The 25,293-nt window shown below is 73.9% G+C and carries 20 protein-coding genes; 14 read left to right on the top strand and 6 right to left on the bottom strand.

Going from position 1 to position 25,293, the window contains the following annotated elements; genetic code table 11:
• A partial coding sequence (locus tag BIV23_RS51300) for a hypothetical protein (RefSeq protein ID WP_218161932.1) occupies positions 1–217 on the bottom strand: 217 nt, incomplete at its 3' end.
• A gap of 7 nt (positions 218–224) precedes the next feature.
• Between BIV23_RS51300 and BIV23_RS53460 the strand changes: the two genes are divergently transcribed.
• The gene (locus BIV23_RS53460) at positions 225–353 is read left to right on the top strand and encodes a hypothetical protein (RefSeq protein ID WP_281250215.1); all 129 of its coding nucleotides are present in this window, start codon (positions 225–227) and stop codon (positions 351–353) included.
• Between the two features lie 31 nt (positions 354–384).
• Positions 385–1,149 carry a bestrophin-like domain gene (locus tag BIV23_RS43990; RefSeq protein ID WP_079173805.1) on the top strand — a complete coding sequence of 255 codons (765 nt, stop codon included), beginning with the start codon at positions 385–387 and terminating at the stop codon, positions 1,147–1,149.
• A gap of 93 nt (positions 1,150–1,242) precedes the next feature.
• Here BIV23_RS43990 and BIV23_RS49420 read toward each other — a convergent pair whose 3' ends face one another.
• Positions 1,243–3,426: an SAM-dependent methyltransferase gene (locus tag BIV23_RS49420; RefSeq protein WP_245790938.1), complete on the bottom strand. Its 2,184-nt coding sequence runs from the start codon at positions 3,424–3,426 to the stop codon at positions 1,243–1,245.
• A 240-nt stretch (positions 3,427–3,666) separates the two neighbouring features.
• Here BIV23_RS49420 and BIV23_RS43980 point away from each other — a divergent pair, with 240 nt between their 5' ends.
• The 8 genes from BIV23_RS43980 to BIV23_RS43945 all read left to right on the top strand — a co-directional run bounded on the left by BIV23_RS43980 (position 3,667) and on the right by BIV23_RS43945 (position 13,980).
• On the top strand, positions 3,667–4,767 hold the full coding sequence (locus tag BIV23_RS43980; protein ID WP_071386609.1) for a beta-ketoacyl-ACP synthase 3: 1,101 nt from the start codon (positions 3,667–3,669) through the stop codon (positions 4,765–4,767).
• A gap of 93 nt (positions 4,768–4,860) precedes the next feature.
• The gene (locus tag BIV23_RS43975) at positions 4,861–7,623 is read left to right on the top strand and encodes a phosphoenolpyruvate synthase (protein WP_071386613.1); all 2,763 of its coding nucleotides are present in this window, start codon (positions 4,861–4,863) and stop codon (positions 7,621–7,623) included.
• A gap of 34 nt (positions 7,624–7,657) precedes the next feature.
• Entirely contained in the window at positions 7,658–9,313 is a 1,656-nt protein-coding gene (locus BIV23_RS43970; protein WP_071386608.1) for a hypothetical protein, read from the top strand.
• A 26-nt stretch (positions 9,314–9,339) separates the two neighbouring features.
• Positions 9,340–10,443 carry an SDR family oxidoreductase gene (locus tag BIV23_RS43965; protein ID WP_071386607.1) on the top strand — a complete coding sequence of 368 codons (1,104 nt, stop codon included), beginning with the start codon at positions 9,340–9,342 and terminating at the stop codon, positions 10,441–10,443.
• The gene (locus BIV23_RS43960; RefSeq protein ID WP_079173804.1) at positions 10,440–11,399 is read left to right on the top strand and encodes a nucleoside-diphosphate kinase; all 960 of its coding nucleotides are present in this window, start codon (positions 10,440–10,442) and stop codon (positions 11,397–11,399) included. The genes BIV23_RS43965 and BIV23_RS43960 overlap by 4 nt, the downstream gene beginning before the upstream one ends.
• Before the next feature lie 15 nt (positions 11,400–11,414).
• Positions 11,415–12,413 (top strand): ScbA/BarX family gamma-butyrolactone biosynthesis protein, encoded by a 999-nt coding sequence (locus BIV23_RS43955; RefSeq protein WP_071386606.1) that lies wholly within the window; start codon positions 11,415–11,417, stop codon positions 12,411–12,413.
• Positions 12,410–13,309, top strand: a complete 900-nt coding sequence (locus BIV23_RS43950; RefSeq protein ID WP_071386605.1) for a hypothetical protein — start codon at positions 12,410–12,412, stop codon at positions 13,307–13,309. The genes BIV23_RS43955 and BIV23_RS43950 overlap by 4 nt, the downstream gene beginning before the upstream one ends.
• The gene (locus BIV23_RS43945) at positions 13,306–13,980 is read left to right on the top strand and encodes a nitroreductase family protein (protein ID WP_071386604.1); all 675 of its coding nucleotides are present in this window, start codon (positions 13,306–13,308) and stop codon (positions 13,978–13,980) included. The genes BIV23_RS43950 and BIV23_RS43945 overlap by 4 nt, the downstream gene beginning before the upstream one ends.
• On the opposite strand, the gene BIV23_RS43940 is transcribed toward BIV23_RS43945, so the two are convergent.
• Together BIV23_RS43940 and BIV23_RS43935 are read right to left on the bottom strand one after the other, a co-directional pair.
• On the bottom strand, positions 13,981–15,174 hold the full coding sequence (locus tag BIV23_RS43940) for a macrolide family glycosyltransferase (RefSeq protein ID WP_071386603.1): 1,194 nt from the start codon (positions 15,172–15,174) through the stop codon (positions 13,981–13,983).
• Between the two features lie 4 nt (positions 15,175–15,178).
• Complete coding sequence (locus BIV23_RS43935; protein ID WP_071386602.1) at positions 15,179–16,486, bottom strand: cytochrome P450; 1,308 nt, start codon at positions 16,484–16,486, stop codon at positions 15,179–15,181.
• Between the two features lie 440 nt (positions 16,487–16,926).
• Between BIV23_RS43935 and BIV23_RS43930 the strand changes: the two genes are divergently transcribed.
• The gene (locus tag BIV23_RS43930) at positions 16,927–17,421 is read left to right on the top strand and encodes a transglycosylase SLT domain-containing protein (protein ID WP_071386601.1); all 495 of its coding nucleotides are present in this window, start codon (positions 16,927–16,929) and stop codon (positions 17,419–17,421) included.
• A gap of 402 nt (positions 17,422–17,823) precedes the next feature.
• On the top strand, positions 17,824–18,495 hold the full coding sequence (locus BIV23_RS43925) for a class F sortase (protein ID WP_071386600.1): 672 nt from the start codon (positions 17,824–17,826) through the stop codon (positions 18,493–18,495).
• A gap of 50 nt (positions 18,496–18,545) precedes the next feature.
• On the opposite strand, the gene BIV23_RS43920 is transcribed toward BIV23_RS43925, so the two are convergent.
• Positions 18,546–19,376 (bottom strand): polysaccharide deacetylase family protein, encoded by an 831-nt coding sequence (locus BIV23_RS43920; RefSeq protein WP_071386599.1) that lies wholly within the window; start codon positions 19,374–19,376, stop codon positions 18,546–18,548.
• A 264-nt stretch (positions 19,377–19,640) separates the two neighbouring features.
• Here BIV23_RS43920 and BIV23_RS43915 point away from each other — a divergent pair, with 264 nt between their 5' ends.
• Complete coding sequence (locus BIV23_RS43915; RefSeq protein ID WP_177240252.1) at positions 19,641–21,065, top strand: MFS transporter; 1,425 nt, start codon at positions 19,641–19,643, stop codon at positions 21,063–21,065.
• Here the strand turns inward: BIV23_RS43915 and lysX are convergent.
• On the bottom strand, positions 21,010–24,282 hold the full coding sequence (gene lysX, locus BIV23_RS43910) for a bifunctional lysylphosphatidylglycerol synthetase/lysine--tRNA ligase LysX (RefSeq protein ID WP_079173801.1): 3,273 nt from the start codon (positions 24,280–24,282) through the stop codon (positions 21,010–21,012). The genes BIV23_RS43915 and lysX overlap by 56 nt on opposite strands.
• Before the next feature lie 92 nt (positions 24,283–24,374).
• Here lysX and BIV23_RS43905 point away from each other — a divergent pair, with 92 nt between their 5' ends.
• Positions 24,375–24,857: a universal stress protein gene (locus BIV23_RS43905; protein WP_071386597.1), complete on the top strand. Its 483-nt coding sequence runs from the start codon at positions 24,375–24,377 to the stop codon at positions 24,855–24,857.
• The last annotated feature ends 436 nt before the right edge of the window (positions 24,858–25,293 follow it).

Below are 25,293 nucleotides of genomic sequence, written 5' to 3'. Positions count from 1 at the left end.
CCCCGACCCCGAAGCCACCACCACCACCGCCGCCACCACCACCGAAGCCGGCGCCGCGGCCGCACCCGGCGCCGGGACACGCACCGAGGCCCGCCCCGAGGCCGCGGGCCCGGCCCGCGCCGCCTCCCCCGGCTCCTCCGGCTCCCCGGCCGGTGGCGACGCCCACGCCCGTGCCCACGCCGCCACCGGTGCCGAAGTCCGCGCCCCGGCCCTCCATGGCCCCGGTGCACTACCCCGCGTACCGCCCCCACCCCGTCAGCCACCCGGCGCCGGGCACCACCTCGCCGGTCACCTACGTCCTGCTCATCACCGTCCCCGCGATCGTCGCCGTCGCGGCCCTGCGCCCGCGCTGACGCGCCGGCCCGCTCACCCTTGGAGGTACCGTTGCCGGATTGGCTTGTTCTCGTCCTCGCGATGCTGGGGGCCTGTGTCGTGGTGGTGCTCGTCACCTTCGTACGCAACAGGCGGGCTCCCGAGGACGAGGATCCCAGCGAGACCCCGGACGTCATCGAGTACATGACGATGTGGATCGGCGTCGTGTACGCCATCGTCCTGGGCCTCGCCATCGCGGGCGTGTGGGAGGCCCGCAGCTCCGCCGGGGACTACGTGCAGAACGAGGCCCAGGCGCTGCACGAGATCTCGGAGCGGGTCCGGGTCTATCCGCCGGACGTGCGGGACCGGATCCGGAGCGACGTCAACGCCTATGTCTCCTACGTCGTCGACCACGAGTGGAAGACGATGGCGAACGACGAACGCGTCACCGACCACGGTTCCGCGCTGCTCCAGAAGGTGCGCCAGGACGTCACCGACTACAAGCCGGGCAACGACTTCCAGGCGCAGTCCTACCAGCCGCTGCTGGACCAGATGACCGCGGCCGACCAGGCCCGCAACGCCCGCTCCGACTCCACCGGGGACACCATGCCGCCGGTGGTGTGGTGGGGGCTGCTCGTCGGCGGGCTGGTCACCGTCGGCATGGTGTTCGCGCTGCAGATCCGGCGCACCGCGCGTGAACTGGTGCTGGCCGGGCTGTTCTCCGCGACCATCGCCTTCATGCTGTTCCTCATCTGGGACTTCGACGCCCCCTACAGCCGGGGCATCGCGGTGACCGCGGAACCGTTCACGAACCTGTTCCCGGCCCTGGCCAAGTAGTCCCCGGACCGCGCACCCGTGCCTCGTCTCGCGTTCCGCGAGCGCGCGGGTGTGCGGTCCGGCCCGTGGCAGCCCGTCCGCGGCCGCCGCTCGTCAGCTCGGGTCGGACGAGGTGTGCCGGTGGCCGCTGAGCAGGGTGATGCGTGCGGTGCCGGGCTGTCGCGGGTCGAACGCGGGAGGCGTGGGCCGGCCGTGTTCCGCCGCGAGGCCGGCCGGTTCGCGCGCGGTGGCGGTCCAGCCGTGCGCGGCCAGGCGGGCGAGGGGGTCCGTGGTGCTCTCGTTGCGCCACAGCGCGGCGAGCGTGTGCAGGGTGTCGGACCCGGCGGTGGTGTCGAGCGCCGTCCGGGTGTTGTCGGTGCGGAACATCGCCCGGCTGCCGTACTCCACCGCGATGCGGCTGTCGGGCGCGCTCAGGGCGCCGAGCCGCGCGAGAAGGCCGTCGCCCTCCTCCTCGGTGAGGTAGACCATGATGCCCTCGGCCAGCCAGGCGGTCGGCAGCCCGGGGTCGAAGCCGTGCTCCCGCAGCGCGCCGGGCCAGTCGTCGCGCAGGTCGCAGGTCACCGGGATGCGCTCACCGCCCGAGAGCGGGACCCGGCCGGTGATGATCTTGTCCTTGAAGGTGAGGACATCGGCCCGGTCGATCTCGAAGACCCGCACGGGCGCCGGCCAGTCCAGGCGGAACGCTCTGGCGTCCAGACCGGCCGCGAGGACGACGACCTGACGGCAGCCGGCGGCGACCGCCTCGTGGAGCCAGTCGTCGAAGAAGCGCGTACGCAGGGCGAAGTAGTCCCCCATGGCCCGGCGCAGCAGTTCGCCGCGCGGGCCGGACCACGCCGCGAGCGCACCGCCCGCGGCCACGGCGACCTGGACCGCGACCGGGTCCCGGAACAGCCGGTCGGGACGGCCGCTCTCGGCGGCGCGTGACGCCGCCACCGCCAGTGCGGTGGAGCCGACGGCCGTCAGGTCGGCGCCGCCGACGGCGGTGGCGACGCCGGCGGGGTCCGGGCCGACCGCGGGGGCCGGCGCACCGGACCGCCACGCGGCACGGGCCGCCTCGCGGTCGAAGGGCACGCCGCGGCGCCAGACCCGCCTAACGGCCCGGGTGGCGGTGATGTCGGTGGTCGCGTCGCCCTCGACCAGCACCAGATCCGCCCGCAGCCCCGGGGCGATGCGGCCGCGGTCGGACAGCCCGAAGAGACGGGCGGGTGTCGCGGTCGCGGCCCGCAGCGCCTCGACGGGACTGAGCCCGGCCGTCACCAGGAGTTCGAGTTCGCGGTGGAGCGCCGCGCCGTGCACCACCGGGCAGGCGCGGCCCGGGGCGTTGTTGGCGTCGGTCCCCGCCACCAACCGCACGCCGGACGCGTGCAGTCGGCGTGTGGTCTCCAGTGCGTGGTCGAAGTCCAGCTCCGGCGACGGTACGGTCACGCAGAGCCCTTCCGTGCCGCCGGTGAGCGCGGCGAGGGCGTCCGCGGGCAGGTGACCGGCGATCCGCGCGTCGGCGGCGAGGCCCCGGCCGCCGGGGGCGCCGCAGGACATCTCCATCATCGCGAGGGTGGGGATGAAGAACCGGCCTTCGGCGGCGGCCCGGTCCACCGCCTCCTGCGGCAGCGGTGCCTCCAGCGGGACGTGGGTGACGGCGTCCACGCCGGCGTCCAGTGCGGTCCGCACCGTCTCGGCGTCGGCCACATGGGCGACGCTCGGCAGGCCCGCCGCCCGGGCGGCGTCGGCCACCGCGGCCGCGGTGGCCCGGTCCAGCGTCGGGAGGTCGGCGCCGTGGTGGCAGCCGTCGTCGAGCATCATCTTGATGACGTGGGCGCCCTCCTTCTGGCGCAGCCTCACCTGGTCCCCGGCGGCCGCCGGGCCGTCGAGCGAGGGCAGGAACGGCATCGTCGCCGCCGGGTGGCCGCCGGTCGCGCAGATCACGGTTCCGGCGCTGCGCAGGTCGGCGAGGTCGTCGCGGTGCGCGGCCGTGTCGCAGAGCCAGCCGGTGAGGTCGGCGGGGAAGCTGAACAGGTCGACCTCGGTGGTGACGCCGAACGTCAGCGCCAGCCGCAGGTTGTGCAGGGTGCCCATCACGTGTGTGTGACCGTCGATCAGTCCCGGGAGCAGGGTGTGACCGGTGGCGTCGATCACCTCCGCCGCCGTCGCCGCGACGGGGTCGACCGCCGCCTGCCCGGTGGGTGTCACCGCGCTCACGCGCCCGGCGTCGACGAGCACGCAGACGTCGTCCAGGACCCGCTCACCGTCGAAGACGCGGGCATGGTCGATACGGATCACGAAGGGAGCCCCCATCGTCGGCCCCGGCACGGGGGGAACGGCAACTGGCGTTCGGGACAAGGGCGTCGGCGCGGCCGCCGGACGCCTCCGCGGTCCAGGACACACCGGCCGCCGCGAACGCTCCAGGCCCACCGCGAGGTTGTAGGAGTTCACCTAGGCGACCGGGGTCCGGCGATCCCCGTGTGCCGATATGCCGTCTCCTGTTGGTGTGTTGCGCCGACAGCGATGAGGTGAGGTGCCGTGAGGCCGGGACTCGAAGGGTACGGACGGACGGACGGCGGGCCGCGGTCACCGGAGCGCGCGGCGGTCGTCGCCGGGCTGGGCGCGGCGGTGCCGGAGACCGTGGTCACCAACGACGACCTGGCCCGCGTACTCGACACCGACGACGCGTGGATCCGTCGGCGTACCGGGATCCGGCGGCGTCGCGCGGTCGCGCCCGGACAGGCCACGGGCGACCTCGCGGTCGAGGCGGCGCGCAACGCTCTCGCCTCGGCGGGAGCGGGCGGCGCGGGCGCCGTCGTGCTCGCCACCAGCACACCGGACCAGCTCTGCCCGGCGACCGCCCCGAACGTGGCGAGCAGGATCGGGCTGGGCCCGGTGCCCGCGTTCGACGTGCAGGCCGTGTGCACCGGCTTCGTGTACGCCCTGGCGTCCGGGGCGGGACTGATCTCCCTGGGTGTCGTGGACAGCGTGCTGGTGATCGGCGCCGACGCCTTCTCCACCCTCCTCGACCCCGAGGACCGGGCGACCCGGGTGGTGTTCGGCGACGGCGCGGGCGCGGTGCTGCTGCGCGCCGGCTCCAGGACGGAGCGCGGTGCGCTGCTGGACTTCAGCCTGGGCAGCGACGGCTCGGCCGAGGACCTGATCGGGATGCGGGCCGGCGGCTCGCGCCAGCGGTCCACGGGCCTGCCGGCCAAGGTGGAGGACACCTACTTCTCGATGCAGGGACAGGCCGTCTTCAAGCAGGCGGTGAGCCGGATGACCGAGTCGGCGCGGGACATCGCCGCGCGGACCGGGTGGGCCGTGGAGGAGGTCGACTCCTTCGTGTTCCACCAGGCCAACGCCCGCATCCTGACGGCGGTGGCCCGGCGGCTCGGCCTGCCCGTCGAGCGGTTCCGCACCAACATCGCCGAGGTGGGGAACACGGTCTCCGCCTCGATCCCCCTCGCGCTCGTCGACGCCACCGCCCGCGGTGAACTGACACCCGGCCAGAAGGTGGTACTGACCGGCTTCGGCGGCGGGCTCACCTGGGGCTCGACCGCTCTCGTCTGGCCCGGTCCGGACCCGTTGCTCAGTGAACTTTCCACCGATGCGGGCGACTTCCTCCCAAAATATAGGTGAACACCCACAGCCGTCGGGCAAGGGTTCTCGATCTGTCCCCGCCGCTGCCACCGTGGGAATCGGAATCGATCACCTAGCCGGAGGGAATCCGTGGTGTCGCTCAGCGCGGGATCCGAGCAAAGGTCCGAGGCATCGCCGGAAGCCGGGGGAAAGGCGAGGAATCTCCACGTCCTGACGGCCGCCGGTTTCCGGGTCCCCGAATGGGCGGTGCTCGGCACCGACGTCTTCGCGGCATTCGCCCGGAGCAGCGGGCTGGCGGAGCGCCTCGCGAAACTCCTGGCCGACGGCCCGCAGCACGGCGACGGACAGACCGCCGCCGCACCCGGCGCCGGGGATCCCGGACGGACGGCCGCCCGGACGGCCGCGGAGATCGCCGCGCTCCTCGCGGACGCCCCGCTGGACGAGGCCGTCACCGACGCCGTCCGGCGGGCCTACGAGCACGTCGGCGGCGGCCTGGTGGCGATCCGTTCGTCCGGTGCCGAGGAGGACGGCGCCGAGCACTCCTTCGCCGGGCAGTTCGACAGCTTCCTCAACGTCCGCGGTCTCGACGACGTCATCGCCCACGTCCGCCGCTGCTGGGCCTCCGGCTTCTCGGAGCGGTCCCTGCGCTACCGCGCGCAGCGCGGCCTCGCGCCGTCGGCGTCGGGTGTCGCCGTCGTCGTGCAGCGCATGGTCCCGGCCGAGCGCAGCGGCGTCCTGTTCACCGTCGACCCCACGACCGGCGCGACCGACCGGTTTCTGGTCAGCGCCGTCTACGGACTGGGCGAGGGGCTGGTCTCCGGCGCCGTCGACGCCGACACGGTCGCCCTGGACGCCGTCACCGGCGAGCGGCTGCACACCGTCGTCGGCGAGAAGCGGGAGCGCTACGGCGCCGGTGCCGGCCCCGGCTGCGAGGTGCGGCCCGTCGCCGAGGCGGACCGGGAGGTCCTGGCGCTGAGCGAGGAGGACCTGACCCGGTTGCACGGCCTCGGCGTGCAGGTGGCAGAGCACTACGGCACCCCGCAGGACATCGAGTGGGCGATCGCCGACGGCGAGCTCTGGGTCCTGCAGAGCCGCCCCGTCACCGGCCCGCTCACCGGCCCCGCCGACCGCAAGAGCGTCCCGGCGCCGGCCGAGGAGCCGCGGGGCCAGCCGCGCATCTGGGACAACTCCAACATCATCGAGAGCTTCAGCGGCGTCGTCTCCCCCCTCACCTACAGCTTCGCGGCCGACACCTACGCCAAGGTCTACGAGAGCTACGCGCGCGCCCTCGCCGTCCCGCCGGCCCGGCTGCGGGAAGTCCAGGAATGGACCCCGCACCTGCTCGGCTACTTCCACGGCCGGGTCTACTACAACCTTCTGCACTGGTACCGCATGGTGCGGCTGGCGCCCCTCTACCCGCTGAACCGGCGCGTGCTGGAGCGGTCCCTCGGAGTCGAGGAGAGCATTTCCGACGAACTGGCCGACACGCTGCACCCTTTCACTCCGCGACCCGGCCTGCGCGGCCGGGCCCACCAGGTGTACCGCACCGCCGTCTTCGCCCGCAGATTCCTCACCATGCGGAAATCCGTGGACCGGTTCCACCGGGATTTCTACCGGTCCTACGAGGTCTTCAACAACGTCGACTACGACGCGCTGCCGGGCGAGGAGACCTACCGGCGCCTGCGCCGCCTGCAGCGCGAGCTGATCGAGAAGTGGGGGCCCATGCAGGCCCTCGACGCCGTCATCCTGCTCTCCGTCGGGCTGCTGGCCCTGCTCACCCGACGCTGGCTGCCCGACGCCCCGGAATGGTTCACCTGGGCCGCCGCCAGTCCCGGCGAGGCACTGGAGTCGGCCGAACCGGTGTGGGCGCTGGCCGAGTTGGGCGAGCGCGTCGCGGCCGACGACGAGGTGCGCGCCCTGCTGGAGCGCACCCCCGACGACGAGGTGTACCGGGCGCTGCGCGACGCAGGCCACGCCGAGGTGCTGGCCGCCGTCGACGCGTACATCGCCTCCTACGGCTACCGCAGTCCCGACGAACTGAAGCTGGAGGTCCCTGATCTGCACGAGGACCCGGCCGGGCTCTTCACCCTGCTGCGCGGCGCGCTGCCCGGCTCCGGCACGGCGCCGGACCGCGGCGCGGACGCCGACTCCTATCTCGCCGAGCGGCTGCGCGGCCCCCGCCGATGGGTCTACGAGATCGTCCGGCGCAAGGCCCGCGGCTCGCTCGCGGACCGCGAGCGGCTGCGCTTCTGCCGTACCCGGGCCTTCGGCGCGGCCAAGCGGATGCTCCGTGCTCTGGGCCGTGACCTGGCGCGCAGCGGTGCGATCGAGGCGTGGGACGACGTGTTCCTGCTCCGGCTGGAGGAGGTGCGCGGCGCCTACGAGGGGATGATCGCCCACACGGAGCTGCCGGACCTGGTGGCCGTGCGCCGCGAGCGGCTGGCCGCCGACGCCGCGCTGCACGCGCCCTCCCGGTTCACCACCCACGGGGCCCCCTACTGGTCCGGCAATCTCGAACGCGCCGGCTGGTCCGCCACCGCCGCCCGCACCGGGGCCCGGGAACTGCGCGGCACCCCGTCCTGCCCCGGCGTCGCCGAGGGCCTCGCGGTGGTCACCGACACCCCGCGCGACGTCGGCGGCGGCATCCTGCTGGCCTATCGCACCGACCCCGGCTGGGTGACCGCGCTGCCCTCGGCGTCCGCCCTGGTCATCGAGCGCGGCAGTCCGCTCACCCATGTCGCTGTGGTGGCACGGGAGTTGGGCATCCCCACCGTCGTCCAGGTCAGGAACCTCACCACCGAGATCCGGGGCGGCACCCGGCTGCGCGTGGACGGCGCCACCGGCACGGTCACCGTACTGGCCGACCCGCCCGCCGACACCACGCCCACGTCGTGAAGCCCGGAGCTTCGCAGGACGGAGACACCGCACCATGATCCTCACCGAGGAGCAGTTACAGGGACTGCTCGACACGTCGCTCGCCACGCTGCCTCCCGGCCCCGACTGGGCCGTCGTCCTGGAGGGCTCCATCGCCGAGGGCTTCGGCAACCCCTCCTCCGACATCGACTTCCTGCTCATCGGCCGGGACGAGGCGGACCTGCCGACCATGCCGTCGCTGCTGTTCGTCGACGGCCGCCGGGTCGAGATCCGCACCCGGTCGGTGCGTCAGCTCGCCGACCAGTTCGCGGCCCTCGAGGTGGGCGCCGGGCGGCCCGGCCGGCTCTCCGAGGACCTCCTCAACCGCTGCCAGCGCTTCCTGGGCAGCCACCCGTTGCGCGGCCACGCGCTGGTCGACGAGGTCAAGGGCCTGCTCCGCGTCGAGCGGTTCCAGGAGATCGCGGGCGCCTGGTGGGCGCACCGGGCCCGGCAGTCCCTGCGCCACGCGATGGCGCTCGACTGCCTCGACGAGAGTGCCGAGGCGGCCGACTGGGTCCGGGCCGGCCTGGTCCAGGCCGTCAAGTCCTGGGCGGCCGGCCGGGGTGAGACGTACCTCGAACCCAAGTGGCTCTCCCTGCAGCTCGAAAGGGCCGGCCGGCCGGACGTCCGCGACCGCTACTGGGCCCTGGACGCGGCGGCCGGCGCTGCCCAGGGCGAGGGCGCCGCGGTCCACGCGTACCTCACCGAATGCCTCGCCTTCGCGGCCGAACTGGGCGTCACCGGCGTCCCGTTGCGCCCCGAGCGGCTGACCGTCGAGCGCGCGTCGCGGGTGACCACCTGGCAGACCGGTGAGCGGGTCCACGTCATCCGCGACCGGCGCGACGTCTTCGCGCTCGGCGACCGGGCCGGCGCGGTCTGGCGGTCGCTGGTCCTGGGCAGGCCGCTGCCCGACGTGCGGGACGCCGCGCGGGCGACCGGCGTCGCGGACTGCGGCCCGCTGCTCGCCGCTTTCCTGCGGTACGGACTGATCCGGCTGGCCTGGAAGGGCGCCGGCACCGTCACCCCGGCCCTGCCGCTGGCCGCCCCGCCCGGCCCGGTGACCCCGCCCCCGCACTCCGCCGCCCCGCTGCTCTCCGTGCACGGCGCGGCCGTCAGCGGACCCGACGGAGTCGATCTGGTCCCGCTGCCCGCCGAGCGCTTCTCCGCGGCGACGATGGCCCTGGTGTGGTCCAACGTGGTCGTGGAGAACGCCCGCGAGGACCTGCGCGGCGCACTGCAGCGCGGGCAGTGGCAGGTCGCCGAACTCACCGCCCGGCGCGCCGTCCACGCCGCGCTGCGCGGCCTGTTCAGCGCCTACGGCGTCAACCCGCTGCCGGCCGACTCCGATCTGGTGCGCCGCCTGCCGCTGCTGCCGCCCGCCGCCAGGGCGCTGCACGGCCGCGCGGATCGGTTGCTGGGCCGCACCGTCTCCGCACCCGAGGAGGGCGACCGGCTCAGCGCCGAACTCGGCGACTTCGTCGGCCTGGTGCGGGACACCGCGGGCGCCGATGCCTTCCCCTCGTCCTTCGACTCCGCCGACACCTGGCGGGCCACGCTGGAGCTCGGGTACGACTGGCTGCGGATCGGCACCTACCTCGACGCGGCACTGCCCCTCGAGGAGGCCCGGGACCTGGTCGCCAGCAACGGGGTCCAGCCCCACCAAGCCGCCTGATGCCGCCCCTCGCGAAGGACCGATCCATGGCCGACCCGACGACCGTACTTGTCACCGGCGCGAGCGGACTGGTGGGAGCCGAGGTGACCGCGCGGCTCACCGCCGCGGGCCACCGGGTGCTCGCCGTGCTCCACAGCAACGGCGACATCGTCCGCAACAACGGCAAGAAGCTCACCGCCCCACAGGCCGCGCTGCGGCGGCTCTCCGGAGACGTCACCCGCCCCGGGCTCGGCCTGGACGCCGAGGACCTGCGGGCCGTGGCGCGGGCCGACCGCATCGTGCACTGCGCCGCCGTCACCGACTTCGGCCGGCCCGAACAGCTCTACCGGGACGTCAACGTGGCCGGCACCCGGAACGTGCTGGACCTCGCCCGGGGCCACCGCGTCCCCCTGGTCCACGTCAGCACCGCCTATGTGTGCGGCGAACGCGACGGCACCGCCCGCGAGGACGAGCTCGACATCGGACAGCACCTCGGCAACGCCTACGAGCGCAGCAAGCTCGAGGCGGAGACCCTGGTCCGCAAGGCCGCCGCCGACGGGCTGCCGGTGGCGGTGGTCCGGCCCAGCATCGTCACCGGAGCCGCCCGTACCGGCTGCGTCCGCGAGTTCAAGACCCTCTACCCGGTCGTCAAACTCATCACCCAGGGGCTGTCCCGCACCGTCCCGGGCCACTACGACGCGGCGCTCGACCTGGTGCCCGTGGACTACGTCGCCGATGTGGTCACCGAGGTGTGCGAACGCTTCGGCGAGGCCCGGGGACTGACCCTGCACGCCGTCGGACAGGCCGTCACCCTGCGGGAGTTCTCCGACGTGCTCGCCGAGTACCCCTCGTTCCAGGTGGCCCGGTTCGTCCCGCCGTCGTCCTTCTCCGCGGCGGCCCTGCCCGCCCGCGAGCGCGCCTACCACGAGCGGGTCATGTCGCTGTACGAGAGCTACTTCCGCCGCCGTATCCGGTTCGACAACACGAACACGGCCGCCTTCAGCCGCCACCCGGTGCCCAGGGGCGGCCCGGCCTACCTGCGCCGCCTGCTCGACCACTGCCTCAAGGCCGGCTATCTCGGCGCGGCCCCGCCCCGCCGCCCCGCACCCGCACCCGCACTCGCCCCGACCGACGGGAGCACCCAGGCATGAGCCCCGAGCACACCCTCGTACCGGAGCACACCGCGTCCGTCCACGGCATCGAGGTGTCACCGCTGCTGGCCTGCGACCCCCGCAAGCGCCGCCTCTACGGCGCGGACACCTACTACCAGGAGAGCTTCGAGCAGCTCGACGCCCTCACCAGCGACCTCACCGGTTTCGCCCACCGCCACGCCGCGCTGCTGCTCAAGCCCGACGCCGTGGTCGCCCGCAGGCTGCTGCCCGCCGTGAACTGGCTGGCCGACAACGGCTTTCGCATCGTCGCCGCCGAGACCACCCGGCTGACCCGCACCATGATCCGTTCGCTCTGGTTCTACCAGTGGAACCTCGCCACCCCCGAGCGCCGCAGACTCGCCCGGCTGTTCCTGCACAGCACCGACTCCCTGGTGCTGCTGGTGCGCTGCGAGAACGACACCGACGTCCCCGCGTCCGTCCTGCTCACCGAGCTGAAGGGGCCCACCGACCCGGACGCCAGGACCCCGGGCCAGCTGCGCCATCTGCTGGGCCGCTACAGCTACCTGCTCAACCTGGTGCACACCCCGGACGAGCCCGCGGACGTCCTGCGCGAACTGGCCGTCCACTTCGACGACGAGCGGCGGGAGGAGATGTTCCGCTCCGCGCTCGCCGGGGAGGACCGCACCGCACGGGCCGTCGACCTCGCCGAGCTCCTCCACAGCCGCAGCGCGCCGCGCTCGCTCGACTTCGGACCGGCCCTGGAGCGCGTGCGGTCCGCCGTCGCCGCCCACGCCGGGCCGCGCCCGGACGCCTCACCGCGCGAACTGCTGGAGACGGCCTGGCGGGACGGCGTGGCCCTGGACCCGTGGGACACCGTCGTCGTCGGATCGAAGGTGCTGCCGATGCGGCAGCCCGGCCGGGCGCCCGTCCTGGACGGCGCCGACGCCGGCACCTGGCGCGCGCACCTCGCCGGTCTGCGCACCACCACACGCTGAGGAGCGATGCCAAGCATGCAGATCGACCGCACCCTGCCCAAGGCCCTGGTGCACCGGGCGTCCATCGCCGAGGTCTTCCTGACCGACGCGCAGCGCCACGGCGAGGACGACCTGGTCCTCGCCGCCCAACTGCCGCGGCTGCACGCCTTCTACGACGACACGCTCGCCCCTCGCGCCGGGCACGACCCCATGATGCTGCTGGAGGCGTGCAGGCAGGGCATCTTCGTCGTGGCCCACGAGTTCCTCGGTGTCCCCATGGATCACAAGTTCCTGTTACGGACGGTGGAGTTCGAGGTTCTCGAACCCGGCCCGCCGGTGCGGGGCGCGTTCCCCACCGACATGGTCATCGGCACCCGGATCGAGCGCCGTGCGCGGGGCAGGTCGGGAGTGACGGGGCTGCGGCTGCGCTTCCTGTGCACGGCCGACGGCCGTGACGTGATGACGGCCGGCATCGACTACTCCTGGCTGGCGCCGGACCAGTGGGACAGCCTGCGCGCCGCACGGCGCACCGGTCTGGAGCTGTCCGCCGTCCCGGTGGCGCCGCCGGTGGGGCGGATCCGGCCCGAACTGGTGGGCCGCGCCTCCGCCGCCAACGCGGTGATCTCCCCCGCCCGGACCACCGCGGACGGCGGTCTCGCCGCCCGACTGGTGCCGGACACCGCGCACCCGGTCATGTTCGACCACTGGGTCGACCACGTGCCCGGCATGCTGGAGCTGGAGGCCTGCCGGCAACTGGCGACCGTCGCCTCCGTCGGGGCCGGGGCCCTGCCGGCGCCCGCGGCGCTGCCGACGGCCCTGTACGCCCGGTTCCGTGCCTTCGCCGAACTGGACCTGCCCCTGGAGTGCCGCACGGGCCCGGCCCTGCCCGGCTCGGACATCGCGTGCACGCTGAGCCAGCGCGACGCGCCCGTCGCCGACGCCCGGATCAGGCTCGCCGCCCCGGACCGGGCGGAACCGGCGGGCGCGGGCACCGGCCCGCGCGCCGTGGCCCGCGGCGAAGGCTCCCGCCCGTGAGCACGGTGGCCCTTCCCCTGGTCCCGGCCCGCCTGGGCCGTTTCGTGCTGCGCCGGTTCCGCCCGCAGGTCTACGCCGCCTACGGGGTGCTGTGGGTCCTCGCGCTGGAGGGCTCCGCGGTGGCCCTCCAGGGCACGGCCTGGCGCCCCACCGGCGCCACCGCCGTACGCGCCGTCAGCGTCGTCCTGACCCTGCTGTTCCTGCGGATGCTGGACGAGCAGAAGGACCTCGCCCACGACCGCGTGCACCACCCCGACCGGCCCCTGGTCACGGGCGCGATCAGCGCCGCGGAGCTGCGCGGTGCCATGGCCGGCGCCGTCGTCGTGGTGGTGGCACTGAACGCACTGCTCTCCCCGGTGGCGGCGCTCCTGGCCCTGGTGCCGCTCGGCTACGCGCTCCTGCTGCCCGTCGTGGAGCGCCTGTCCGCGCCGGTCCGGGAGGGACAGCTGCTCAACCTGGCCGTCACCTATCCGGTGCAGGTGCTCGTCGGCGCCTACGTGTACCTGTCGCTCACCGTGTCGGGGCCGGTGACCGCCGACTGGCGGGCGCTGCCGCTGCTGGGGCTGTGCGCCGGTGTCTTCCTGCACTTCGAGTTCGCCCGCAAGACGGCGTGGGAGTCGGTGCCGGGCGACCGTCTCTACTCGTCGGCGCTGGGTCCCGTGGGCGGCGCGGCCGCCGTGCTGGCGCCGGTCGCCGTGGCCGTGCTGTGCGACGTGGTCCTCTTTTGGCCCGCCACCGTGCTCGGGCTGCTGCCGTGCCTGGCGGCCCTGCTCCCCGTCGCGGCCGCGCGACGCTTCCTGACGGCCCGCCGCGGCACCTGGCCGCTGCCGCCCGCCATGGGCTACATCGTGGTCACCTATCTCGCCCTGCTGCTCCAGGCGGTGGTCCTGCCGTGACCGGCCTCAGCGGTGAGGAACTGCTCACCACCACGCGCACGGTACGGCGCGGCCTCGACCTGGAGCGTCCGGTGGATCCCGCGCTCGTCGAGGACTGTCTGCGCATCGCCCTGCAGGCGCCCAACGGCAACAACCGCCAGCGCTGGCGCTGGCTGGTGCTCACCGACCCGCTGGTGCGGGCCCAGGTGGCCGACCACTACCGGGCCGCTTTCGACGCCCGCAACGGCGCCGCCCTGCGGGAGCCGGACCACGTCCCGGACGCCACCCTGCGCGTGCTGAGCGCCGCCCGCCACCTCGCCGACCGGCTGCACGAGGTACCGGTGCTGGTGATCCCGTGCCTCCAGCTGGACACCGAGGAACTGCCGTCCGGCAACCAGGCGGGCCTGTGGTCCTCGCTGCTGCCCGCCGCCTGGAGCTACGCGCTGGCGGCCCGCAGCAGAGGGCTGGTCACCGCCTGGACCACCGTCCACCTGGACCGCGAGCGGCAGATCGCCGACCTGCTCGGCCTGCCCCGCACGGTCCGCCAGGGTGCCCTCCTGCCCACCGCCCACCCGCTGCGCGGCACCTTCCGGCCGGGCCCCCGGCAGCCGCTGGAGCAGGTGCTGCACTACAACGGCTGGTCGGCCCCGGAAGCACGCGAACGGCTCACCTCGGGGCGGCGAAGGCCCTGATCAGCACAGGGCCTCCAGCGCCAGGGCGGCCCGCGGCGCGCCACCGGCCCGTTCCATCACCCGGGTCATGTGCCGCAGCCGCTCGCGCAGTTCCTCGTCGGCGGCCGTGCGGCGTACGGCGTCCAGGAGGCTGTCCGCGGTGATGTCGGCGGCGTCGAGCAGCGTGCCGAGCCCCAGCTCCACGGCCCGCCGCGACAGCACCCGGGTCTCCGGGACCAGCGGCACCAGCACCGGCGGGGTGCCCGCGTACAGCGACTCCATCAGGCTGCCCAGGCCGGCGGCCGTGACGAACACCTCGGCCCGTCGCACGGCCGCGAGCTGCGGGATCCAGCGGTGGACCGACACGTTGGGCGGCAGCGGGCCCAGTTGCGCGGGGTCCGTGCCGTTGCCGACGGTGACCACCGCCTGCCAGGGCTGCCCCGCGAAGGCGTCCACGCAGGTGCGGAACAGCTCCGGCTGGTTGTTGTAGAGGGTGCCCATCGAGAGCACCACGAGCGGCAGTCCGTCCGCGGCCGCGTCCCAGGTCTGCCGCACGTACTCCCGGGACAGGCACGCCCCGACGAACGTCGTCTCCTCGCCGAAGGTGTCGTCGGCCGGCTGGAACTCCCGGGGCGCGTACACCAGGTTCCGCTCGGCGCGCCAGTCCACCAGATGGCCGGGCTCCACGTCGAGGCCGTGCCCGGCCGCGAACTTCGCCGTGCGGCCGAGGAGTTCGACCACGGCCGGGTGATCATTGCCCACCGCGGAGAACTCCGCGATCGCGGCCAGCTGCGAGTAGTGGTCGTTGGACGCCATCGACGGGGTGGACTGCACGGCGGGACGGTCCCACAGCAGTCCCAGCGCCCTCCCGGCCGAAGAGACGATCATGTCGTAGAAGACCAGGTCGGGGACGTCGTCGGCGAACAGCTCGCGGGCGAGCGCCACCAGGTTCTCGCTCTCCTGCAGGAAGAGCACCGCCGACCAGGCCAGCAGGTCCGGGTCGAGGTCCTTCAGCTGCCCCGGGCCGAGGGCCTGCGTCAGCAACGACTCGTGGACCAGCGCGGTGGCGCCCGTCGCCCGCACGGCGGGCGCGAACGCCTCCGTGGTCAGGAAGCTGACGCGGTGTCCGCGCCGGACCAGTTCCTCGGTGACCGCCAGCTCGGGCCGCATGTGCCCGTGCGCCGGGATGCCGAGGACGAGAATGTGGGCGGCCATCTGTTCACTGCTCCCCTCGGGACAGGACCGGTACGGCACCGGCCCCGCGGACGTTGCGGACAGGACGCATCCGGGTCTCGCCGGCCAGCGCCAGCCGGGGCATGCGCGCGAACAGGTGCCGCAGGGCGAGCTCGGTCTCCAGCCGGGCCAGCCCCGCCCCCAGGCAGTAGTGGATCCCGGCCGAGAAGGCCAGGTGGTCGCGCTTGTTGGGGCGGTGCAGGTCGAAGCGGTGCGGCTCCTCGAACACCGCGGGGTCCCGGTTGGCGGCGGCGACCACGATCACGAGCATCGCCCCGGCGGGCAGCGACACGCCGCCGACCGTGACCGGTTCGAGCGCGATCCGCCCCAGCATCTGCACCGGCGCGTCGTAGCGCAGGAACTCCTCGACGGCCTCGCCGGCGAGCGCGGGGTCGTCCAGCAGCAGTTGCTTCTGCGGGGGATGGCGTAACAGCGCGACGGCCGCCCCGGAGATCGCGTTGACCGTGGTCTCGAAGCCGGCGAGCAGCAGGATCCCGACGAGCGCGACGAGGGTACGGCCGTCCAGCGGCTCGCCGTCGACCTCACCGGCCACCAGCCGGCTGACCATGTCCTCGCCGGGGTCCCGGCGTCGCTCGTCCACGAGGGCGCTCAGGAACCGCGTCATCTCCGCCAGGGCGCGCCGTACCTCCCGGCGCTCGCCCAGGGTGCGAATGCCGTCCAGGGTGTTGGCGAGGACCTGGCCCCACCGCACGAAGGCCGTACGGTCGGCGTCGGGGAGGGCGAACAGGTCGCAGATCACCTCGATGGGAATCCGGCGGGCGACGTCCGCCACGAGATCGAAGCGCGCACGCCCCTCGACCCGGTCGAGTACGCGGTCCACCACTGTCTCGACGTCCCGTGTCATGTCCTGCATCGCCCGCGGAGTGAACAGCGGGCTCGCAAGGCGCCGCAGTCCGGTGTGCTCGGGCGGGTTGAGGACCAGCATCGACTCGTCGAGCGGATGGACGTACCGCGCCTCCTCCCCGGACACGACCTGCCAGGGGATGCCGCCCGGCCGCTCCGGCGCCGGTTTCACTCCCAGCTTCGGGTCGCGCAGGGCGGCGCGGCTGATCGCGTGGTCCGTGGTGATGTGCATCCCGAGCGGATGTCTGACCATCGCGCCCCGGGCCCGGATCCGCTCGTACTCCGGATAGGGGTCCTCCAGCGCGCGGCGCCCCAGGACCCGCATCACCGGGTCCCCGGACATCGCGAGCGCGCGCACCACGGACCGCGTGGTGAGTGAGACGGCACCTGCCCGGATCTCGCTGCCCAGCCGCTCCGTACTGATCCTCATGGCCTCTCCGCATCCGCGGCGCACGGACGGTCCGCCCGCATCCTCAGGGGAGGCACGCTACGAAGCCCCTCGTGCGAGGTCGAGAGCCCTGCCGCCGAACCTCCTCGAAACCCTGTATTTCCCTAGGAGTCGGCAGGCCCGGAGGGGTCTGTGCCTGTGACGGCACCCATAGGACGCAGATCACGTCCTACCGCGCATCGTAGCGCCACACCCGCCCGAACAGCACAGAAAGCCCTCAAAACACTAAATACCGGACATAGCTCCTAAGTGGGGTAGTACGTCACATCATTGCGCTCCGGCCCGCCCCCCGCTAACCATTGCTGTCGTTGCTGGAAGCCACGAAACGGGCCAGGCGGAGACACGCCACACCCGCCCGGTCCGGCCCACAGCGCGGGGCCCCGCCCCTCCGACGACGACCCCCACTGGAGAGTTCCTTCCACATGATCACCAACGCCGCCTTCACCACCCGCCTGCGCACCCTCGCCCTCACCGGCATCACCGCCACCGGCATCGCGGCCGCCGCCGTCACCCTGATGCCCACCAACGCGCACGCCGCCGAGATGACGAAGGCACCCACCCGGGTCGTCAAGTCCACCTCCGGCAACCACGCCACCACCGGCAACCTCGACGGCTGGATCAAGCAGGCCCTCCAGGTCATGAAGGCCAAGGGCATCCCGGGCAGCTACGACGGCCTCAAGCGCAACATCATGCGCGAGTCCGGCGGCAACCCCAGCGCCCAGAACAACTGGGACGTGAACGCGCAGAAGGGCACCCCCTCCAAGGGCCTGCTCCAGGTCATCGACCCCACCTTCAACGCCTACCACGTCTCCGGCACCGCCAAGAGCGTCACGGACCCGGTCGCCAACATCACCGCGGCCGCCAACTACGCCGCCCACCGCTACGGCTCCATCGACAACGTCAACTCCGCCTACTGACCCCGGAGCCGGACGACGGCGAGGCCGGTGCGAGCAGCAACGACCGCTGCCCGCACCGGCCTTCGCAGGTGATACCCGGCGACGGACCGGCCGGTCCGGACCCGGCCGTCCGGCGGGAAGACACCCCCCGGAGGAGGCCCTCGGACCCCCCGGAACACGCCCGCATGTCGAGAATGGTCCGTCCTGGTGAGACAACACGCCGGACCAAAAGCACACAATCCGATATTCCCGCAGGTCACGGACCGTCAGAAGAGTCCCGGAAACGGCAACTCGGATGGCGCACCGTAGCCGCGGCGGGCCACCCGTTCGCCGCTCGCCCCGTCCCGCACGGCCCCGTGCGGGATTTAGCGTTTTCCCGTACGCGACGCATGCGGCGACGGCCGCGGCGAGAAGGGAAGGCGCATGTCTGCGTCCGGTTGGTCCGAGCCGGCCGAGCAGGAGGAACGGCGGCGTCAGCGCACCCCGTGGGGCGTGATGGCGCTTGTTCTGCTGACCGGGCTGGCACTCATCCGCAACGGTTCCGGGGATTTCGACGCCGGCCCGCCGCAGCCCGCTTCGGCGGCCGCCCCGGACACCCGTACCGGCACCGGCACGGGTGCCGCGCACGCGCCCTCGCTTCCGTTCTCCGGGGCGGACCGCGTGCGGATCCCCTCGATCCGGGTGGACGCGCCGGTGATGCCGGTCGGCCTGGACGCCGACGGCTGGATCGGCGCGCCCCCGTCCGAGGACGCCGGGCTCGCGGGCTGGTTCACCGGTGCCGTCTCGCCCGGCGAGCAGGGCACGTCCGTCATCGTCGGACACGTCGACAACCGCCGGGGCCCCGCCGTGTTCTACGGACTCGGAACCCTGCGGAAGGGAAACCGGATCGACGTCCTGCGCAAGGACGGGAGGACCGCGGTGTTCGAGGTCTACGGCATCGAGGTGTTCTCGAAGGCCCATTTCCCCGGTGACCGGGTGTACGGCTCGAAGGGCACCGCGGAACTGCGCCTCATCACCTGCGGCGGCGGTTTCTCGAAGCGGCACGGTTACGACGGGAATCTCGTCGTCTTCGCCCGCCTGGTCGCGGTGGACTGAGATCCACCACGGCCGGGCCGGCCCATCCCCGGGAACGGGCCGTGCACCCCTCACACACGTCTGCGCGGCACGGTCAGGTGATATCCGGAGTCGAGGAGATGCGGCAGCCACTCGCGGATGGCCCGGACGGTCTGCGACCGGTCGCCCCCGGCGTCGTGGGAGAGCACCACGACACCGGGGGCGGCGCCGCTCTCCACCCGGTCGACGATGGTGGAGGTGCCCGGCGTCGTCCAGTCCGTGGTGTCCAGGGTCCAGGCCATCGGCTCCATGCCCATCGCGGCGCCGAGCTGGAACGCGGCCCGGTTCCAGGCGCCGTAGGGGGCCCGGAACCACTGCGGGCGCTCGCCGTAGGTGTCCTCGATGGCGTCGCTGGTGCTCACCATCTCGTCGCGGATCTCCCCGCGCTTGAGGGAGGTCAGCAGCGGGTGGGTCCAGGTGTGGTTGCCGACGACATGGCCCTCCTCGGCCATCCGGGCCACCAGTTCCCTGTTCTGGACGACGCACTCGCCGCACAGGAAGAACATGGCCCGCACGTCGTACTTGGCGAGGGTGTCCAGGATGTGCGGGGTGTATTCCGGGCTGGGTCCGTCGTCGAAGGTCAGCATCATGTGCCGGCCGCGCCCGGAGATCCGGAGGATGGGCTCGGTGCGGACCTTCAGTCCGCGTGGTGCGGCGCGCGGCGGGCCGTCGCCGGTGAGCGGCTGGAGCCGGAAGGCGGAGGACTTGGGCGCCCGACGGGCCTGCGGGCCGGGGGCGGCGGTCGGCGGGGCGGTCCCCTCGTCGCCGCCCGCGAGGACGGCCCCGGCGGCACCCGCGGCCCCCAGCACGGCGGCCCCGGCGAGGAGCATCCGACGCCGCGTGAGCAACTGATCCTTCTGCATGACTCATCAGTCGCCCCGCGGTCCGTCAGCGCACCCCAGCGACACTGGTGCGGCGGCGGGAAAGCACCCGGTCGGCCGAGCGCGGGAGCCGCTGTGGCCCCTGGCGTAAGCGTCTGATAAGCAATCAGTCCACAGCAACTGCCATGACGCGCACGGGGGGCCGAGTTGGCCGCACACGGGGGAACGACCGCAGGACATGCCGGGGGAAGCTCCGGGGGAACGAACGGGGCGTCGGACCGGGGAGCACGCGGCGCACTGGCCGTGGTGCTGCTGGCCGTCGCGCAGATCCTGGTCGTCTTCGACACCACGGTCTTCGCGGTGGGGCTGCCGCTGATCCAGCACGACCGGGAGCTGTCCTTCTCCGGGCTGACCTGGCTGCTGTCCGCGTACAGCGTGTGCTTCGCCGCGCTGCCGGTGCTCGCGGGGGCGCTCGGCCGGGCGTACGGGCACCGGCGCGTGCTGATGGGCGGGTTCGCGCTGTCGAGCCTCGCCGCGGCGGCGCCCGCGCTGTCGTCCGACGCCCCGGTGCTGCTCGCCTCGCGGGCGGTGCAGGGTGTCGCGGCGGCGGTGATCACGGCGGGCGCGCTCGCGCTGATCGACGCCACCCATCCCGAGGGCCGAGGCCGGGACCGGGCGCTGAACGTGCACTTCGCTGTCGTCGCCTGCGCCACCCCGGCCGTGCTGCTGCCGTGCACCCTGCTGCTGGACACCGTCGACACGGAGAACACGGTCTTCTGGGTCCAGGCCGTGGCCGGGCTGGTGCTCCTGGCGCTGACCCCGGTGGCGCTCGCCGAGACCGCGCCGGTGCCGGCGGCCCGGGCCCGGCTGTCCGGTGCCGCGCTGGCCGTCGTGCCGCTGGGCTTCCTGGCCTGGTTCGCGGACTGGCTCGGCGGCCGGAGCGTGTCCGTGACGACGGTCGTCGTCATCGCCGTGGGCGCCGCGGTGCTGCCCTCCGTGCTGGGCCTCGTGTGGCGCGGCGAGCGGGTGCCGTCCCTGCTGTCCCGGGATCGCGCCGCCTTCGGTGCCTACACCGTGGTGGCGCTGCTGGCGGCAGGCCTGGCCGGGGTCGTGCTCGTCCTCACCTTCGCCCTCCAACTGCTCGGCGGGCTCTCCCCGATGCAGGTCGGCTGGGCGCTGCTGCCCGCCGTGGCCGGGGTGGTCGCGGGCAGCGCGGTCCTGCCGCGCCTGGCCGCCCGCCTCGGTCTGGCGGGGACGGTGGCCGGGGCCTGCGTGGTGGCGGCCGGCGGGTTCGTGCTGCTGAGCCTGCCGGGCGCGGGCTACGGCTTCGGCGCGGTGCAACTGCCGCTGCTGCTGGTCGCGTCCGGCTGCGGTGTGCTCGCCCTGCCGGCCGGTTTCGCGCGCTCGGGCAGCGGTGCGCTCCCCCGGGCCCTGAACTCCTCCCGGCAGTTGGGCGCCGGTCTGGGCACGTCCCTGTTCGTCGGCGTCATCACGGTCACCGAGCAGCACACGACCGCCACCGCGCTCCGCGGTCCGGCGGAGTACAAGGCCGTCCTCGCGGCCGAGGTCCGGCACTGCTTCGACCTCGGTACGGCGCTGTGCCTGGCCGCCGCGCTGGTCGCGCTGCTGGCCCTGCCCTCGCGCACCGCCCGGACGACGCACCCCGCGCCGGGCCTCAGCGGCGGCGCACCAGCGGGAACGGCAGGGTCTCCCGGATCGTCAGCCCCGTGAGGAACATGACGAGCCGGTCGACACCGAGACCGAGGCCGCCCGTCGGAGGCATCGCGTACTCCAGGGCCTCCAGGAAGTCCTCGTCCAGCTCCATCGCCTCCGGATCGCCGCCGGCGGCCCGCAGCGACTGCTCGGTGAGCCGTCGGCGCTGCTCGACGGGGTCGGTCAACTCCGAGTACGCGGTGCCGAGTTCGGTGCCGAAGGCGACGAGGTCCCAGCGCTCGGCGAGCCGCGGGTCGCCGCGGTGCCGGCGGGTCAGCGGGGAGACCTCGGTGGGGAAGTCCTTGTAGAAGGTGGGCAGCCGGGTGCGTTCCTCGACGAGCCGCTCGTACATCTCCAGCACGACGTCGGCGGCGGTGTCGTCGGCGGTGTACGGCACCCCGCTGCGGTCGCACAGCCGGTGCAGCCTGAGCAGTTCGGTGCCGGGACCGATCTCCTCGCCCAGCGCCTCGGAGAGCGCCCCGTACACGGTCTTGACCGGCCAGACGCCGGAGATGTCGTACTCCTGGCCGTCCTTGCGGGCCACGGGGGAGCCGAGGGCGGCGCTCGCCGCACCCTGGATCAGCTCGCGGGTGAGGTCGAGCATCACGGTGTAGTCGGCGTGCGCCTGGTAGGCCTCCAGCATCGTGAACTCGGGGTTGTGCTTGTGGGAGACGCCCTCGTTGCGGAAGGTGCGGCCCAGTTCGAAGACCTTCTCCAGGCCGCCGACGCACAGCCGTTTCAGATACAGCTCGGGGGCGATGCGCAGGTAGAGGTCGAGGTCGTAGGCGTTGATGTGGGTGGTGAAGGGGCGGGCGTTGGCGCCGCCGTGGATCTGCTGCAGCATCGGGGTCTCGACCTCGACGTAGCCGCGGTCCAGCAGGCCCCGGCGCAGCGCCTGCACGGCGGCGGAGCGCACCCTGATCACCGTGCGGGCGGCGGGGCTGGTGGCGAGGTCGAGATAGCGGCGGCGGACCTTGGCCTCGGGGTCGGCGAGGCCGCGGCGTTTGTCGGGCAGCGGGCGCAGGCACTTGCCGGTGAGCTGCCAGGAGGTGACGAAGACGGTGGGCTCGCCCTTGTCGCTGCGGCCGGCCCGGCCGGTGACGGTGACGTGGTCGCCGATGTCGGTGTCGGCGGTGAAGCGGTCCAGCCCGGGGCCCGCCGCGCTGCGGGTGAGGGCGATCTGGTGGTCGCCGGACCAGTCGCGCAGCACCGCGAAGACGATGCCGCCGAAGTCGCGGACCAGCATGATCCGGCCGGCGACGGTGACGTCCTGGCCCTCGGGAACGTCGGCGAGGGCGTGGGTGGGGGCGGGGACGCCGACCGGGTAGGGATCGGAGCCGGCGGCGCGCAGCCGGTCGAGGGTGCGATGGCGGACGCGGACCTGTTCGGGCAGGCCCGCCTCCGGTCCCCCGGCCCGGTCCCCTTCGTCGAGGCCGAGCACCGTCAGGGGCGGCAGCCCCGCGGTGGTGGCGGGCCGCTGCCCGGCCCTCGGGTGCCCCTTCCCCCAGAGTTTGCGCAGCGACGGTACGGAGACGAACCCCTCGGCGATGCCGGAGGCGAGGCCGATGCGGGCGAGGGCGGCGGTGTCGCCGTAGCAGATGAAGCGCGGGTACCACTCCGGGTGGTACTTGGCGTTGGAGCGGTACAGGGCCTCCAGTTGCCACCAGCGGGAGAAGAACAGCAGCAGGCGGCGCCAGAGCCGCAGGACGGGTCCGGCGCCGATACGGGCGCCCTCCTCGAAGACGGAGCGGAAGACGGCGAAGTTCAGCGAGATCCGGCGGACGCCGAGCTTGGGGGCGGCGGCGCACAGTTCGGCGACCATGAACTCCATGACCCCGTTGGGCGCGGCGCGGTCGCGGCGCATCAGGTCCAGGGAGATGCCGTCGCGTCCCCAGGGCACGAAGGAGAGCAGGGCGAGGAGCCGGCCGTCCTCGCACAGGGCCTCCACGAGCAGGCAGTCGCCGTCGGCGGGGTCGCCGAGCCGGTCCAGGGCCATCGAGAAGCCGCGCTCGGTCTCCGTGTCGCGCCAGGCGTCGGCCTTGTCGACGACCTCCTCCATCTCCCGTTCGCCGAGGCTGGAGTGGCGCCGGATGCGGCAGGTCGCGCCGGTGCGGGCGACACGGTGCACGGCCTGCCGGATGACCCGCATGTCGCGGCCGTCCAGGTCGAAGGCGGAGACCTGCACGATCGCCTCGTCGCCGAGCTGGAGGGCGCCGAGCCCGGCGCGGGCGTAGGCGCGGGCGCCGTCCTCCGAGGCGCCCATCACGGCGGGCGCCCAGGCGTAGCGGCGGGCGAGGTCGAGCCAGGCGGCGATGGCGTGCGGCCAGGCCTCCATGTCGCCGACGGGGTCGCCACTGGCCAGGCACACCCCGGCCTCGACGCGGTAGGTGACGGCGGCCTTGCCGCTGGGGGAGAAGACGACGGCCTTGTCCCGTCGGGTGGCGAAGTAGCCGAGGGAGTCCCGCTCGCCGTAGAGCGCGAGGAGGGCGCGGATGCGGGCCTCCTCGTCGTCGTGCAGGGCGGCCTCCAGGCGCTGGGAGCGGAACAGCGCGGCGGCGGCGTTGAGCAGGGCGAGGGCGCCGAGCAGGCCGAGCACGAAGCTGACCTGGCGGGGCGGGCGGCCGGTGAAGGTGCCCTCGGAGACCAGTCCGCCGCACACCCGGTCGGCCGCCCAGGCCAGGTGCTCGCTCGCCGGGAGCGTGCCCGGGAACAGCAGGACCAGGCCCCAACCGAGCAGGGTCGCCACGACGAGGCCCGCCACGAGCACGCCGAGGGCCCGGCGTACGGCGGCGCGGCGGGAGGCGGCGTAGAACTCGCCGCGGGCCACGACGAGCAGGACCAGCAGCAGGGCGGACACGACCAGGGACAGCAGCGCGTCGGTGTACATGCCGACGCCCACGGCGAGCGCGTCGGTGAGGATGAGCAGGCCGAGGTAGACGACGACCAGCCACCAGGCGACCTTCTTGCGGGCGGCGGTGGCGCCGGCCAGCAGGAACAGGAAGACGGCGTAGGCGAGGTTGGCGCTGATGGGCACCAGGAGCACCTCGAGGGCCTCGGCGACCGGGCGGAACAGGCGCCGCAGCGGCTCGATGAGCGCCAGCAGGGCGCACAGCAGGCCGACGGCGCCGAAAAGGGTCGCGAAGGCCTCGGGCACCCAGCCGAGGCGCCCGCCTGCGGGCGGGCGTACCGGCGCCGTGGGGTCCCTCTGTGCGGCGGGCTGCGCGCTCGCGGTCATGGTTCCGACTGTAGGAAGGGCCGGGGCGGATCGCCCGTCGAGAGCCCGCCCCGTCCCCGGGCGGGAAGGATCGGTTCCGATAGCCTCGGACCGTGACGGAACAGCAGGGGCAGCACTCGCATTCGCACGCGCACCGGTTCGAGCGTGGCACGGACGGGCCCAAGGTCATCGTGGTCGGCGTCGACGGCTCCGACTCCTCGATGCGCGCCGCCTCGTACGCGGGCGGGCTCGCCCGGCGTCAGCACGCGCTGCTGGCCGTGGTGTACGTGCAGCCGGTGCTCGCGGCCGGGGCGGCGCTGGGGGCGCCGGTGGCGGAGACCACCGACGAGATCGCCGAGGACCTGGTGGCGCAGATCCGGGAGGCGGCGGAGCGGGTCAAGGGGATATTCGAGGTGCGCTGGGAGTTCCACACCTTCCGCGGCGACCCCTACACCGGCCTGGTGAAGGCGGCCGACGAGCTGAAGGCGGACGCGGTCGTCGTCGGCGCCTCGGAACAGGCCGGACACCGGATCATCGGCTCGGTGGCGGTACGTCTGGTCAAGGCCGGCCGCTGGCCGGTGACGGTCGTCCCGTAGACCACGCCGAACACGTGGGCCGCAGGCCGGCGTGAAGCGCCCCTCCTGCACCCGTGCGGCGCGCGCCGACGGGCACGGGGGCGAACCCGTCGGCACGGCGGCGGGACCTGGGTACGCCCGAACGGGTCGAGAGCGTGACGCAGGCCGGTGGCGGGGGGACCCCGGCGGCAGCCGGGCCGGCCGGGAGGCGAGCGGGCCGGCCGCTGCCACCAGCCCCGCGAACGAGCCGCGCAGAGCGAGGCGGACGCGGGTGCGCCCGAATGGGGGCCGAGAGCACGCGGTACGCCGGTGGCGGGAGGGAACCCGGCGGCAGCCGGGCCGGCCGGGAGGCGAGCGGGCCGGCCGCTGCCACCAGCCCTGCGAACGAGCCGCGCAGAGCGAGGCGGACGCGGGTGCGCCCGAATGGGGGCCGAGAGCACGCGGTACGCCGGTGGCG

The sequence above is a fragment of the Streptomyces monashensis genome (assembly GCF_001866665.1).
In the GTDB taxonomy this organism is placed as follows: Bacteria; Actinomycetota; Actinomycetes; order Streptomycetales; family Streptomycetaceae; genus Streptomyces; species Streptomyces monashensis.
Note: the sequence above shows the minus strand (reverse complement) of the source record. Positions and strands in the feature narration are given on the sequence as shown.